Origin of the sequence: Luteimonas sp. MC1782 (assembly GCF_014164605.1) — a bacterium.
Lineage (GTDB): Bacteria > Pseudomonadota > Gammaproteobacteria > Xanthomonadales > Xanthomonadaceae > Luteimonas.
This window is the reverse complement of sequence record NZ_JACJFT010000001.1, coordinates 195175-208842: the sequence shown is the minus strand read 5'-3', so window position 1 is coordinate 208842 and position 13668 is coordinate 195175. Positions and strand designations below refer to the sequence as shown.

The window sequence follows — 13668 nt, the reverse complement described above, 5'->3', positions numbered from 1 at the left end:
GCTACAGCGTGCCCTTGGTACTGGGCAGCACCTGGCCGCTGCGCGCGACCGCCTGCCGCAGCGCCCGCGCGAAGGCCTTGAAGCAGGCTTCGACCTTATGGTGGTCGTTGTCGCCCATGACCTGCAGGTGCAGGTTCAAGCCGCAGGCATCGCACAGCGAGCGGAAGAAGTGCGCCACCAGTTCGGTCGGCAGGTCGCCGACGCGCTCGCGCCGGAATACGCCGTCGAACACCAGGTACGGCCGCCCGCCCAAGTCCAGCGCCGCGCTGGCCAGGGTCTCGTCCATCGGCAGCGTGAAACCGTAGCGGCCGATGCCACGCTTGTCGCCCAGCGCCTCGCGCAGCGCCTGGCCCAGCGCCAGCCCGGTGTCCTCGACGGTGTGGTGTTCGTCGATGTGCAGGTCGCCTTCGGCCTGCACCCGCAGCGCGATGCCGCCGTGCTTGCCGATCTGCTCCAGCATGTGGTCGAAGAACGCCAGGCCGGTGGCGATGGCGGGCTCCGCCACGCTGTCCAGGTCGATGTCCACGCGAATGCGGGTCTCGCGCGTTTCGCGCACCACGCTGGCGCGGCGCGGGGCATCGACCAGCGCGTGCGCGATCGCCGGCCAGTCCCATTCGCCACCAAACCTCGCCGTGCGCAGGTGGAAGCCGCGGATGCCGAGGTTTGCCGCGAACTGCATGTCCGTCTCGCGGTCGCCGACCACCGCCGAACGCGCCCAGTCGATGCCGCGGTCCTTGAGGTAAGGCATCACCATGCCAAGGCCCGGCTTGCGCGTGGGCGCGTTGTCGGCCGGCATGCTGCTGTCGATGAGCACGTCGCGGAAGACGATGCCCTGGCTCTCGAACACCTGCATCATCACCGCCTGCGGCGCGTCGAAGTGCTCCTGCGGGAAGGCGTCGGTGCCCAGCCCATCCTGGTTGCTGACGATGACGAACTGGTAGCCGGCATCGCGCAGGCGCAGCAGGGCCGGCACCACGTCGCGGCAGAAGCGCAGCTTGTGCAGGCCGTCGATCTGCAGGTCGTCGGGCTCCTCGATGAGCGTGCCGTCGCGGTCGACGAACAGGATCGGAGTCATGGTGTGCTCCCCGCCGCGCCCAGCGCGGCCAATACGCGGTCGTTCTCGGCCGCCGTGCCGATGGTGATGCGCAGCGCATCGTCAAGGCCGGCGACAGCGCGCTGGTCGCGCACCACCACGCCGGCCGCCTGCAGCGCGGCGAGCGCGGCGCCGGCATCGGCGAAGCGCAGCAGCAGGAAGTTGCCGGCCGACGGATACACCCGGCGCACGCCGGGCAGGCCGGCCAGCGCAAGGCGCATGCGTTCGCGCTCGGCGACCACCAGGTCCACGCGTGCGCGGGTGGTGGCCAGCGCGTCCGGCGCCAGCGCCGCCAGGGCCAGCGCCGCACACGGTGCCGGCACCGGATAGGGTGCCTGGCAGGCGCGCAGCGCGGCGATGAGGTCGGCATCCGCGATCACGCAGCCGATCCGCGCCGCCGCAAGCGCATGCGCCTTGGACAGCGTGCGCAGCACGGCCAGGTTGGCGCAGCTGGCCAGCAGCGTGGTCGCCGACGCCTGGGTGTCGAACTCCGCGTAGGCCTCGTCGACCACCACCAGCGCGCGGCCGGCGAGCCGCGCCGCGATGTCGGCAACGAGCGCGAGCGGGATCGCGCCGCCCGTCGGGTTGGATGGCGAGCACAGGAACACGATCCGCGCGTTGCCCTGCACGGCCGCGGCGACCAGGGCATCGGCATCCAGCTCGAATCCGGCATCGGCGTCGCGCAGCGGCACCTCGATCAACGGCGCTCCCTGCAGCCGCGCGCTGACCGCATACATGCCGAACACCGGCGGCGTGGCCAGCACCGCGTCGATGCCGGCGCGGCACAGCGCGCGCACCAGCAGGTCGATCGCCTCGTCGCTGCCGCGGCCGACCAGCAACTGGTCGGGCTCGCAGCCGTACAGCGAAGCCAGCGCGGCGCGCAGTGTGGCGGGCTGCGGCTCCGGGTAGCGGTTGGTGCCGCCGCCGGCATCGCCGGGGTTCGGCCACGCGCTTTCATTGGCATTGAGCCAGACATCGCCGCGCGCCACTTCACCGCGCGCGGAGCGATAGCCCGCGAATCCGCGCAGGTCCGGGCGCAGCAGGTCGATGGCCGCGCTCATGCGCATGCCTGCCGTGGCGCCTGCAGCCGCAGACGCACCGCGTTGGCGTGCGCCTCGAGGCCTTCGGCTTCCGCCAGCACGACCGCGTCCGGACCGATCGCGGCGATGCCCGCGGCGGTCGCAGACTGCACGCTCACGAAGTTCTGGAAGCTGGCCACGCTCACCCCGCTCCAGGCCGCCGCCGCGCCGCCGGTCGGCAGCACGTGGTTGGTACCGCTGCAGTAGTCGCCGAGCGCTTCGGGGGTGTGGTCACCCAGGAACACCGAGCCTGCGGCCGCGACCCGATCGAGCCAGTCGCGCGGCGCGCGCAACGCCAGGATCAGGTGCTCCGGCGCGTAGTCGTTGCTGATCGCGAACGCCTCGTCGAGCGTGTCCACCAGCACCAGTCGCGACGCCGACAGCGCCTCGCGCGCGATCGCCGCACGCGGCAACGCGGCCAACTGCGCCTCGAGTTCGACACCCACGCGCTCGAGCAACGCCTCGCTGTCCGACAGCAGCAGCACCTGCGAATCCGGCCCGTGCTCCGCCTGCGACAACAGGTCGGCCGCGACCCACGCGGCATCGGCACCGGCATCCGCGATCACCAGCACCTCCGACGGCCCCGCGGGCATGTCGATCGCCGCCAGGCCGGCCTGCGCCACCTGGCGCTTGGCCTCGGTGACGTAGGCGTTGCCCGGCCCGAACACCTTGTCGCACGACGGCACGCTCGCCGTGCCGCAGGCCATCGCCGCGATCGCCTGCGCGCCGCCGATCTTGAAGACCCGGGTGATGCCACACAGAGCGGCCGCCACCAGCACCGCCGGATCGGCGCTGCCGTCGGCGCGTGGCGGGGTGCACAGCACGATGTCCGCGCAACCGGCGAGGCTTGCGGGCACGCCGAGCATCAGCGCGGTGGACGGCAGTGGCGCGCTGCCGGCGGGCACGTACAGGCCGACGCGGCGGATCGGCCGCACGACGCGCTCGCAGGTGACGCCCGGCGCGGTCTCCACGGCGTAGTCGCCCTGCATGCCGGCGCGGTGGAAGGTTTCGATGCGTGCCTTTGCCGCGGTCATCGCACCGCGAAGGGCATCGGAGACATGCGCCTGCGCGGCGAGGAACTCGTCGTCGCCCACCGCCAACGCCTCCAGATCGACACCGTCGAACTGGCGTGCGTACTCCGTCAGGGCCGCGTCGGCACGCAGCCGCACCTGCTCGATGATGGCCGCGACTGAGCGCGCGGTCGCGTCCGACGTTGCCTGCGTGGGCCGGCGCAGCGCTGTGCTGCGCGCATCGGCATCCAGCGTGGACCAGCGCAGTCGCCTCATGCCAGCGTCCTCTCGACCGGCAGCACCATCAGGCCGCTGGCGCCGGCGGATTTCAGGTCTTCCAGCCGCTGCCAGGTCATCGCGCCATGGCACAGCGCCTGCAGCGACAGGCTGTCGGCGCCATCGACCTGCAGCACCGTCGGCGGCTCGGCGTCCGGCAGCAGCTTCATCAGCCCCGGCATCGCACTGCGCGGCGCCTGGAACAGCAACAGCCGGCTGTCGCGGATCTTCAGCACGCCATCCAGCCTGCGCAGCAGCAACTGCGCGAGGTCGGCGCGGGCGTCGGTGAACGGTTGCGGCGGCCCGGCAAGCACCGCCTCGCTGCGCAGCAACGTCGCCACCGGCACCAGCTGGTTTGCCGACAGCGTCGCGCCGCTGGACACCAGGTCACAGATCGCATCCGCCTGCCCCAGCCGCGGCGCGATCTCGACCGACCCCGACAGCGTGACCACCGAAGCGGACACACCATTCGCCTGCAGCCACTGGCGCAGCAACGCCGGGTAACTGGTGGCGATGCGCGCACCTTCGAGCTGCGCAGGCCCGTCCCATGCCTGGCCTTCCGGCAGCGCGATATCGAGCCGGCAGCCACCGAAGCCCAGCGCCCGCAGCTCGCGCGCCGCCGCAGCGCCGCCCCGCGCCGCGCGCTCGGCCGAGTATTCGTCCAGCACGTTGCGCCCGACGATGCCGTAGTCGCAGACGCCGTCGGCGAGCAGACCGGGAATGTCGTCGTCACGCACCAGCAGCAGGTCCACCGGCAGCGACTCGCCGTAGCAGAACAGGCGGTCGCGGCTCTCGCGCCACGACAGCCCGCAGGACGCGAGCAGCGCGCGCGCCGGCTCGCCGAGGCGACCGGATTTCTGGATGGCGATGCGCAATCGATCGCGGCGCGGCGCGGCGACGGGAGGACTCATGGCGGGGGCCTTCAGTGGGATTCGGCGAGGCGGGGAAACTGGCGACGCACGGCCGCGGCATAGCCGCCTTCGCCCTGCTCCAGCGTGCGGGCGACGCGCCCGACGGTGGTCACGCTGACCATGGTGCGTTCGTGGATCTCGCGATACGGCACGCCTTCAAGCAGCAGCGGCACCACGCGCCAGCGATCGGACATGGCCTCCAGCTCGGCCGGAGTGCACAGGTCGCGCAGGAACGCCGCCACGTCCGACGGGTTGTCGAGCGCGGCGAGCGCCTCCGCCAGTGCCTGGAATCCGGCATCGGCGTCCTTCCTCGACAGTGTGAGCGGGCGTTGCTTCATTGTTCCAGCGTGTTAATGCGTTAGTACATTATGCACAGCGCTCGAGGCGGCGCAAGCCCGCTCGTTCATTGGCTATTGCGGGGAGCGACCGGAGGGCTGCCTAGGGGGCTCCGGGCCCAGCGTGCCGGGGTGCCACTTGTTGAAGGGAAGCAAGCTCCGGCGATTGCCCCGGCCTGTCCACAGAGCGATTGCACTGTCGGAGGACCTCGTCCACATCGACGCCAGCGACATCCTGCACCGACGTCACGCTCCAGCGCGTAGCGGGATCGCGAGGGTCTCCCTGCCAGGCGACGAGCCTGGCTTCGGGATTGGATTTGCCGGCGGAGCACCCGACACTGGCCCGGACATGGTTCACCCCGGTCATGCCGGCGCAACGGAGGTCGCGCAACACGTCGGCGGTGACTTGCTCGAGCTCGGAGGCCGGCTCTGCAATTTCGCGCTCAGCATTCGCTGCCGACAACTGCTCGTCAACCTCGTGATACATGACGAGGTCTGCGACATCCTGCCCGTGACCGGGATCCAGACTGATCCCGAGATCCCCGTTGTCGAAACCTGCTACACGAATCGCCGCGCCACCCTGCAGCGTCACGAGTAGATCAGTGCCATCGAGCTGGTAGGTATGACAGCCGTCGCTGCTCCGGTAGATACCCTCAGGGTCTGCCGGCGCTTGCGCACCACCGCCCAGCGTCTTGCCATCCCAATGAACTTGACCAAGCCCATCTTCGTCCCTGACCACGTCGCCGCTATCAACCAGATAGGTATCGAAACCAATCCCCCCCAGCAACTGATCCTGGTCCGCCCCGCCGATCAGAATGTCATGGCCGCGGCCGCCGACCAAAGTGTCGTCACCCCCCATGCCGAGCAGCAAGTCGTTCCTACCGACCTCCACACCGGCGCGCGCCACTGTGCCATCGAGGGCATGGGCGCGATCGGTGTCGACGCGTTCTGATGTCGAATTTCTCTGCGCCACGGTAAGCCGATCTCCGAGACGAAGTTGGCGACCAGGATCTACATGAATTGCAGTGGCATCCAGGATCCCGGCGTCAAGACGGTCAGCAACTTCTGGGAACTCGCCGCGCAACCCATGCAGCAAGGCGCGCTTGGCCGGCTCCAGCGCAGCATTGATTGTCGGCACCGGGCCAGACTCGAGAAGCAGTTCCCTGTAGTCTCTATTCGCCAGACCGATTACGTCGAGCCTGCTTGGCACACCTTCGAAGCTGACACCCCACGCCGACTCCAGCGCCCTGATGCTGTCGCGGTGCAGCTGGAACATGCCATAGACGCTGAGCGCCTCTTCGGGACTGATATTCGCGGGGTCGTCGTACAGTCCAAAGATCGCCGCTTCCATGCCTCGTCGCTTGCGCAAGCCACGTTCTGCGCCCGGGTTCGACCCCCAGCTGTTGTAGCGGAGCTGGTACCAGGCCTCAGCGCGATCTCCCTCACGAATCGCCTCAGCAAACCCTTCCATTCGGGTCCTGACGGCATGTTGTCCGCGGTTATAGGTGACAGATACCAGAACGGCTCTTTCCTTTGAATACGGCATGCCTAGGCTGTTCGCCGGATCTTCGTACTCCGGGATCGATGCCAGCTCCAGGAGATCGCGGGCTTCTTCGCGCGTTAGTGCGCGAGCAAACCGGAGGCCCAACCTGGTTCGCTCTGCGTTGGTCGTGGCGGCATCAATCCGCTCCAGATGCCGACGTTGCGTTTCGTCCAGCTGGATGTTCGCTCGTTCCCAAAGCTCAACGTTGTTGGCTCTGTTGAACGTATAGCCGAACCCGATGGTTGCAGCGCCATCTCGAAGATCATACGCACGCGCCTCGAACGCCTCGGTATGCATGATCAGATTCGCTGCGAGCCTCTTGTACTCTGCTTGCGTGATTTCTATGTATTCCACGGCAATCCTTGCCCCCCGCCCTGTCCTGGGTTGTCAACACCTACAAGACCTTACTAGTTGGGCGGCATGAATCTGCGCTCGCCATAGACGTGCTGCAATTCCACGTCGTGGCCGCCTTCTGACCTCGCACGGATGCGCACCTCCGTCGCCCACTCTTCTGGGCACTTCGCGAAGGCATCCTGGCGGGCGCTACCGGCTTCGCAGACCCCGAGCGCAACAGGACCCAGCAGAAGTCTTCCGCCGCTCTCAACCTCAATCAAGGGGTAGTCGTCTGCAGCGCCACGCTCGCCCTGCGGGTTGGCGTTGTAGTAACCCGCACTGATCCGGACAAGCAGGCTTCCACAGATCCTGCTTTCCGTTCGCGTGCCTGTCCGGCGAACGTTTTGATGCCCATCCCCGGGTTCGAACACGACCAATGAGGAGATATCGATTTCTTCACTCTCGACATTTTGCCTGGGGGCGATTGCAGGCACATTGACCCGGAGATCCAGAAGTGATGCAGATGCATCACACGTAAGCTGAAGCTTGGGAGGATCCTGACTCCGCGCCGGTATCGCAAGCAGCGAGAGAAAGGCGACTGCGAGGAAATGCTTCATGTTCCTTCCTTGTGCCGGTATTAATAGGCCCACCCTCGCGCCATTGCGGCGGAGTCGGGTGCCATGGCGTGCTTCCTTGCACGCGCCGAGTCTAGCGCCATCCGGGGCGCGGGACGTGGGCTGTTCCGCAGTTCGGGAAATCCCCTACACGGCCTGCGGCGGGACGGTCTCGGGCGCCACGTTTGGCTACCTGCCGCGCCGCTCGGCCACGATCCAGGCCAGCGCCACGCCACAGAGCGCCCCCACCATCTCCATCAGCACGCGGGTGCCGAGGCCGTTGGGGTCGTGGATCCTGGCGAGTGCGATGCGCGCATACACCGGCGACTCCAGCTTGACCACGCCCAGGTAGAACAGGTGCCAGATGTCGATGCCGGCGCCGATGACCACCGCCGACAGGCAGGCCCAGCCGATGGCGTGGCCGGGCGTCCAGCGCTGGCGCACGCCGATGGCGTGGAAGAGCGCGTAGGCCAGCACCCCGACCAGCAGTGCGATCAGTCCCGCTTCGAACGCGCCGATCCAGCCGAAGTGCAGCGGCAGGTTCAAGCCCTGGCGCCGGTGCGCGGGATGGCGCCCAACAGCGCGCCCTCTTCCACCAGTTTCACTGCGGCGGCGACTTCGCCATCCAGCGCGCGGTCGCGGTGGAGGAACGGGATGCGCGCGCGGATCACGGCATGCGCCGCCGCCACGGACTTGCCGGGGTGGAACGCCTCCGCGGCCGCGAGCTCGCCGCGCAGGCCGTCGACCTCGGCGATGAACTTCGCCCGCGCCGCGGCATCCGGCAATGCGCCGGCCTGCACCTTCGCGGCAAACGCCGATGCGTCGACGCGCCGCGCCAGGTCACGGGCGGCATTGATCATGTCGCGCCGCAGGTCCAACGCCTGCGCTGCGGTGTACAGCTCGAGCGCGAGCACCTTGCCGAGGTCGGCGGCCATGGCCAGCACGTGGCGGGCCTCGTTGGCGCCCATCGACACGTGGTCCTCGGCGTTGGCCGAGGTCGGGATGGAATACACGCTGGTCGGCATGGCGCGGCTGGCAAGGTCGTTGACGATCGCGGCGGCGGTGTACTGCACGATCATGAAGCCGGATTCGGTGCCGTCCTCGTTGCCGATCAGGAACGCCGGCAGGCCGTCATTGGTGGCCGGGTCGACCAGCTTGTTGAGGCGGCGCTCGGAGATCGAGGCCAGCACCGGGATCGCGGCCTTGACGTAGCTCATCGCCAGCGCGAGCGGCATGCCGTGGAAGTGCCCGGCGGAGATGACCTGCTCCTCGACGTGCTCGGCGACCTTGTCCGGGAACACCAGCGGGTTGTCGGTGACCGAATTGAGCTCGACCTCGAGCACGCGTGCGGCCTGTGCAACCGCATCGCGCACCGCGCCGTGCACCTGTGGAACGCAGCGTAGCGAATAGCTGTCCTGCGGCTGGTGCTTCTTGCCGCCGCGGAACGGGCGGAAGCGGTCGTAGAACTTTTCGCGGCCATGCCGCTGGCCCAGCGGCACCCAGTCCCATCCGATGTCGAAATTGAGCGCCTGCGCCTCGGCATCGTCCCAACTCGACGGCAGCCACTGCCGGAAACGCGGCACGAGGTGGTACGGGATGTCGGCCAGCGTGGAGCCTTCAAGCAGCGCGCGCAGCTGCGCGGCGGCCGCCACCTGGCCCGGGTGCGGGCGAAGCGCATGCACGTCCTCGGCGAACGCGCCCAGACGCCCGGCGAAGGCATCGATGGTCATCGCTGCGGCGAGGTCCGCGGTGTCGAGCAGGTCTTCGAGCTGCGCCACCGCCAGCACGCCCATCGCCAGCATCTGCGCGGTGCCGTTGTTGAGCGCCAGGCCTTCCTTGTACGACAGCTGCAGCGGCGCCAGGCCGGCGCGGCGCAGCGCCTCGGCGCCGGCCATGCGCTCGCCTTCGACGAAGGCCTCGCCACCGCCAAGCAGCACGATCGCCAGGTGCGACAGCGGCGACAGGTCTCCCGAGGCACCCACCGAGCCAAGGGCCGGCACCACCGGCACGATGCCGGCGTTGAGCATCGCGGCCATGGCCTGCAGCGTGCCGACGCGGATGCCGGAGTGCCCGCGCAGCAGGGTGTTGATGCGGATGCACAGCATCGCGCGCACCACGTCGGCGGCCAGCGGCTCACCGACGTTCACCGCGTGGGTGATGATCAGGTTGTGCTGCAGCTCCTCGTGCAGCGAGCGGCCGGATGGCCTGGCGCCCGGCAGCTCGTCGCGCAGCGGATGCGCACCGAGCAGCTTGTCGGCGTTGCTGCCGAAGCCGGTCGACACGCCATAGATCGGCTCCTCGCGGCGTACCTGCTCGGCGAGGAAATCGGCGGCACGGGCGACGGCGGTCAATGCGGACTCATCCAGCGCGACGCTGGCGCCACGCGCCACCGCCACCAGCTGGGCGCGCGTCAGCGACAGCCCATCCAGGCGGATCACGTCACTGCCCACGCTGCACCTTCCATTGTTCGCGCTCCACCAGCAGCGTCCGCGCCAGCTCGGCTTCCGCGACCTCGAACTGTTCGCCACGGCGGAGGTCCTTGACCGCCACCACGCCGCGCTCGGCCTCGTTGTCGCCGCGGATCACCACGAAGCGGATGCCGGCGCGGTCGGCGTACTGCATCTGCTTGGCGAGCTTGCGCGGCTCCAGCTGCGTTTCGACGTTCAGGCCGGCCGCGCGCAGGCGCTGCGACAACGCCAGTGCATGTTCCAGTCCCGTGTCGTCGAACAGCGTGACCAGCGCATCCACCGAACTCTCCGCCGTGGTGACCAGCCCTGCCTCGCGCAGCTGCCAGAACAGCCGCGTCAATCCGATCGAGATGCCGACGCCGGGCAGCTTCGACTTGGTGTAGTGGCCGGCGAGATCTTCGTAGCGTCCGCCCGAGCAGATCGAGCCGATACCCGGGTTTTCGTCGAGCACGGTCTCGTAGACCATTCCGGTGTAGTAATCCAGGCCGCGCGCGATCGACAGGTTGATCGCGTAACGCGCCTCGGGCACACCCATTGCCTTCAGCGTGCCGAGCAGCGCACGCAGCTCGTCGCGGCCTTCCTCGAACAGCGTGGTGCCGGCACCGAGCGCATCGAGCCGCGCCAGCGCGTCGTCGTGGCCCGTGGAGCGCACGCGCGAGAACGCCATCAGCCGTTCCACGACGTCCGCGGCAATTCCAAAGCCCTCGCCTTCGAGCGTCGCACGCACTGCGTCTTCGCCACGCTTGTCGAGCTTGTCGATCTCGCGCAGCACCGCCGCCTGGCGGTCGCCTTCGATGCCCAGGCCCTCGAAGTAGCCGCGCAGCAGCTTGCGATGGTTGAGCTGGATGGTGAACGCGCCGATGCCCAGCGCTTCGAACACCGCATGGATCACCGCCGGGATCTCGGCGTCGAAGCGCGGCGACAGCGTGTCCTTGCCGATCACGTCGATGTCGCACTGGTAGAACTCGCGGAAACGGCCGCGCTGGGCGCGCTCGCCGCGGTACACGCGCTGCATCTGGTAGCGGCGGAACGGGAACGCGAGGTCGTGTTCGTGTTCGGCCACGTAGCGGGCCAGCGGCACGGTCAGGTCGAAGCGCAGCGCCATCTCCGGCACGCCCTCGGCACCGCCGGCCTCGGCCGCCTTGCCCAGCGCACCGGTGGACTGCACGAAATACACCTGGCGCTCGGTCTCGCCGCCGGTCTTGGTCAGCAGGACCTCGGACAGCTCGAACACCGGGGTTTCCACCGGCAGGAAGCCGAAGCGCTCGAAGGTGCCGCGTATGGTGTCGAGCATGCGCTGGAAGGCGATCTGGTCGCGGGGCAGCAGCTCCATGACGCCCGGGGGCGTGCGTGGCTTGATCAAGGCGGGAAACTCCGGGGACAAGGTGGACCGGTGAGCCCCGCATTCTAGCGACTGCGGGCGCATCCCCGGCACGGCCGACGAGAAGGGGCTTGCCCTTCGCGTCCGCGACTCCTAAAATGCGCGGCTCACCGACTCGGGGTGTAGCTCAGCCTGGTAGAGCGCTACGTTCGGGACGTAGAAGTCGCAGGTTCGAATCCTGTCTCCCCGACCACTCGGTGATAGCAAGCGAAGACCGGCCCCATCGGCCGGTCTTTTCGTTTCCGCGCCGCGCGCGGCCTCCTGGAGTTCCCTCCCCCATGCGTACAGCAGCGGCCCGGGCATCGTCCACACCCGCCCTCGGCGCGGGCGCGGCGCTGGTGCTCGCCGGGATCGTGCTGTCCGCGTTCAACCTGCGCACCGCCGTCACCTCCATCACGCCGCTGCTGGACGTCCTGGGCCGCGAGTTCGCCTTCGGCGCCACCATGGCGGGCGTGCTGGGCATGCTGCCGAGCGCCGCCTTCGCGGTGTTCGGGGTGGCTACCCCGGCCATCGCGCATCGCGCGGGCCTGGAGCGCACGGTATTGCTGGCCATGGCGCTGGCCGCGGCCGGGCTCGTGCTGCGCTCATTCGCGCCCGGTACTCCGGTGCTGATCGCCGGCTCGGTGGTGGCCCTGGCCGGCGCCGGCATTGGCAACGTGGTGCTGCCGCCACTGGTCAAGCGCTACTTCGCCACGCGCATCGGCGTGGTCAGCACGCTGTACATCGCGGTGCTGCAGATGGGCACGATCCTACCGGCGCTGCTGGCCGTCCCGGTGGCCGCCGCGGTGGGCTGGCGCATTTCCCTGGGTGCATGGGCCCTGGTCGCGGTGGCGGCGATGCTGCCCTGGCTGGGCGTGCTGTGGATCGAGCGCCGCGCCGATTCCGCGCTGGCACGCGTCCACGACCGCGCCGTGCTGCCCGGCGACGGCGCCCCCGAACTCGCCGCCCCGCCCCCGCGCGTGCGCACCTGGCGCACCGCGATCGGCTGGGGCATGGCGCTGATGTTCGGCATGACCTCGCTGATGACCTACGCCCTGTTCACCTGGCTGCCCAAGCTGCTGACCGACGCCGGCGCCAGCCCGGCCTTCGGCGGCGCGATGGTCGCCCTGTTCGCAGGCCTGGGCCTGTTTGGCGCGCTGGTGATGCCGGCGATCGCGGTGCGCATGCGCAACCCCTTCCCGATCGTCCTCGCCTGCGCCGCCTGCCAGGTGGTGGCTTACGTGGGCCTGCTGCTTGCTCCGATGGCCGTCCCGCTCATCTGGGTGTCCCTGCTTGGCCTCGGCGGCTGCACCTTCCCGCTGGCGCTGACTCTGCTCAACAAGCGGACGCGCACGCCGGCCGGATCCGCCGCGCTGTCCGGCTTCACCCAAGGCATGGGTTACACGCTGGCCTGCCTGGGCCCGCTGCTGTTCGGGCTGCTGCATGAGGCCACCGGCAGCTGGGCCTGGCCCTTCGCCATGCTCGCCGCAAGTGCCGTGGTGATGCTGCTGGGTGCCTGGCAGGCCTGCAAGCCCCGCTATCTTGAGGATGCCTGGCAGCGTGCCACCACTGCCTGACGCTGCCGAACCACCCGGCATACGCCAGGTGCCGACGCTTACCGGAAGCCGGCGACATCCACCGTCGAACGCTTGCCAACCGAAATCGCGTCGCCGGCAAGCCACGCCTGTGCGCAACTGCGGCCGTGGTCGCGCAGGGTTTCAAGGAACGGCAGGCTGGTGGTCGACCTGGAATCGTTGTCGAGCCGGGCCATCAGCGCATCGTCGGCAATGAGGTGCAGGCGCTTGCGGCGGACCGGATGCTCCTTCACCAGCCACGGCACGATCGAGCGGCGCATGAACTCGCGCATGCGCACCAGGCTGCGCATCTCGGCCAGGAACGCGGCGTTGAACGCCAGCACCTGCGAGCGGTCGCGGATGTCGGACGCGGTGCGCGGCGTGGCGCCGTGGGTCGCGGGGTTGAGCAGCACCATCAGCACGTCGTCCACCCTGCACTCGGCGAGCAGCGGCAAGACCGGCGGGTTGGCGGCGAAGGCACCGTCCCAGTACGGCTCACCGTCGATCTCCACGGCCTGGTACAGCGCCGGCAGGCAGGCCGAGGCGAGCACCGCATCGGCGCTGATTTCGGCGGTGCGGAACAGCCGCAGGCGGCCGGTATTGGCGTGGGTCGCGGCAATGAACAGGTCGAAGCCCGGCTCTGCGCGCAAGCGTTCAAAATCGACCTGTGCCTCGACGATGTCGCGCAGCGGGTCGTAGCCCATGGGATTGAACTGCGCAGGTGCGAGGAAACCACTCCACTGCAGCATCAGCGAAGCCATCGGCGAGGGCCGGCCATCGCTTGCACCGGCGCCGACGTGCAGCAGCGACGCATTGCCGCCCACCGCGCTCCAGAAGCGAGACAGCGCGTCACGCGCGCCATCACGGCCACCTTCCAGCAGGCCATGCGCAAGCACGACCGCGTTCATGGCGCCGGCGCTGGTGCCGCTGGCGCCGCACAGGTCGAAGCGGCCGTCCTCGAGCAGGGCATCAAGTACGCCCCAGGTGAACGCGCCATGGGCGCCGCCACCCTGCAGGGCCAGGCTGAGCGGGCGCGCCGTCGCGCGCGTGCGCCGCTTCCGCGGGGCCATGC

General features: G+C 69.2%; 12 protein-coding genes and 1 tRNA gene. 2 read left to right on the top strand and 11 right to left on the bottom strand.

The window, feature by feature from the left end:
• Position 1 precedes the first annotated feature (1 nt).
• The 10 genes from hisB to hisS all read right to left on the bottom strand — a co-directional run bounded on the left by hisB (position 2) and on the right by hisS (position 11025).
• Positions 2 to 1075, bottom strand: a complete 1074-nt coding sequence (gene hisB / locus H5368_RS01030) for a bifunctional histidinol-phosphatase/imidazoleglycerol-phosphate dehydratase HisB (protein WP_182820557.1) — start codon at positions 1073 to 1075, stop codon at positions 2 to 4.
• Positions 1072 to 2154 carry a histidinol-phosphate transaminase gene (gene hisC, locus H5368_RS01025; RefSeq protein ID WP_182820556.1) on the bottom strand — a complete coding sequence of 361 codons (1083 nt, stop codon included), beginning with the start codon at positions 2152 to 2154 and terminating at the stop codon, positions 1072 to 1074. Before hisC ends, hisB begins: the two co-directional genes overlap by 4 nt.
• Positions 2151 to 3458: a histidinol dehydrogenase gene (gene hisD, locus H5368_RS01020; protein WP_182820555.1), complete on the bottom strand. Its 1308-nt coding sequence runs from the start codon at positions 3456 to 3458 to the stop codon at positions 2151 to 2153. The genes hisC and hisD overlap by 4 nt, the downstream gene beginning before the upstream one ends.
• Positions 3455 to 4369 carry an ATP phosphoribosyltransferase gene (gene hisG, locus H5368_RS01015; protein WP_182820554.1) on the bottom strand — a complete coding sequence of 305 codons (915 nt, stop codon included), beginning with the start codon at positions 4367 to 4369 and terminating at the stop codon, positions 3455 to 3457. Before hisG ends, hisD begins: the two co-directional genes overlap by 4 nt.
• An 11-nt stretch (positions 4370 to 4380) precedes the next feature.
• Positions 4381 to 4707 carry a YerC/YecD family TrpR-related protein gene (locus H5368_RS01010; protein WP_182820553.1) on the bottom strand — a complete coding sequence of 109 codons (327 nt, stop codon included), beginning with the start codon at positions 4705 to 4707 and terminating at the stop codon, positions 4381 to 4383.
• Between the two features lie 100 nt (positions 4708 to 4807).
• Positions 4808 to 6601, bottom strand: a complete 1794-nt coding sequence (locus tag H5368_RS13585; RefSeq protein ID WP_343203868.1) for an XVIPCD domain-containing protein — start codon at positions 6599 to 6601, stop codon at positions 4808 to 4810.
• Between the two features lie 53 nt (positions 6602 to 6654).
• On the bottom strand, positions 6655 to 7197 hold the full coding sequence (locus H5368_RS01000) for a hypothetical protein (protein WP_182820552.1): 543 nt from the start codon (positions 7195 to 7197) through the stop codon (positions 6655 to 6657).
• 186 nt (positions 7198 to 7383) lie between these two features.
• Complete coding sequence (locus tag H5368_RS00995) at positions 7384 to 7740, bottom strand: hypothetical protein (RefSeq protein WP_182820551.1); 357 nt, start codon at positions 7738 to 7740, stop codon at positions 7384 to 7386.
• On the bottom strand, positions 7737 to 9644 hold the full coding sequence (locus H5368_RS00990) for an aromatic amino acid lyase (protein WP_182820550.1): 1908 nt from the start codon (positions 9642 to 9644) through the stop codon (positions 7737 to 7739). The genes H5368_RS00995 and H5368_RS00990 overlap by 4 nt, the downstream gene beginning before the upstream one ends.
• Positions 9634 to 11025 carry a histidine--tRNA ligase gene (gene hisS / locus H5368_RS00985; protein ID WP_182820549.1) on the bottom strand — a complete coding sequence of 464 codons (1392 nt, stop codon included), beginning with the start codon at positions 11023 to 11025 and terminating at the stop codon, positions 9634 to 9636. The genes H5368_RS00990 and hisS overlap by 11 nt, the downstream gene beginning before the upstream one ends.
• 134 nt (positions 11026 to 11159) lie before the next feature.
• On the opposite strand from hisS, the gene H5368_RS00980 reads away from it, so the two are divergent.
• Together H5368_RS00980 and H5368_RS00975 are read left to right on the top strand one after the other, a co-directional pair.
• Positions 11160 to 11236, top strand: a tRNA-Pro gene (locus tag H5368_RS00980).
• An 85-nt stretch (positions 11237 to 11321) separates the two neighbouring features.
• The gene (locus H5368_RS00975) at positions 11322 to 12599 is read left to right on the top strand and encodes an MFS transporter (RefSeq protein WP_182820548.1); all 1278 of its coding nucleotides are present in this window, start codon (positions 11322 to 11324) and stop codon (positions 12597 to 12599) included.
• Positions 12600 to 12637: 38 nt separating this feature from the next.
• On the opposite strand, the gene H5368_RS00970 is transcribed toward H5368_RS00975, so the two are convergent.
• Positions 12638 to 13666, bottom strand: coding sequence for a patatin-like phospholipase family protein (locus H5368_RS00970; RefSeq protein ID WP_182820547.1), 1029 nt, complete (start codon positions 13664 to 13666; stop codon positions 12638 to 12640).
• Positions 13667 to 13668 lie beyond the last annotated feature (2 nt).

Bases quoted from the DNA above. Each gene is read 5' to 3' on its own strand.
- hisB (WP_182820557.1), bottom strand. From the start codon at position 1,075: ATGACTCCGATCCTGTTCGTCGACCGCGACGGCACGCTCATCGAGGAG.
- hisC (WP_182820556.1), bottom strand. From the start codon at position 2,154: ATGAGCGCGGCCATCGACCTGCTGCGCCCGGACCTGCGCGGATTCGCG.
- hisD (WP_182820555.1), bottom strand. From the start codon at position 3,458: ATGAGGCGACTGCGCTGGTCCACGCTGGATGCCGATGCGCGCAGCACA.
- hisG (WP_182820554.1), bottom strand. From the start codon at position 4,369: ATGAGTCCTCCCGTCGCCGCGCCGCGCCGCGATCGATTGCGCATCGCC.
- H5368_RS01010 (WP_182820553.1), bottom strand. From the start codon at position 4,707: ATGAAGCAACGCCCGCTCACACTGTCGAGGAAGGACGCCGATGCCGGA.
- H5368_RS01000 (WP_182820552.1), bottom strand. From the start codon at position 7,197: ATGAAGCATTTCCTCGCAGTCGCCTTTCTCTCGCTGCTTGCGATACCG.
- H5368_RS00975 (WP_182820548.1), top strand. From the start codon at position 11,322: ATGCGTACAGCAGCGGCCCGGGCATCGTCCACACCCGCCCTCGGCGCG.
- H5368_RS00970 (WP_182820547.1), bottom strand. From the start codon at position 13,666: ATGGCCCCGCGGAAGCGGCGCACGCGCGCGACGGCGCGCCCGCTCAGC.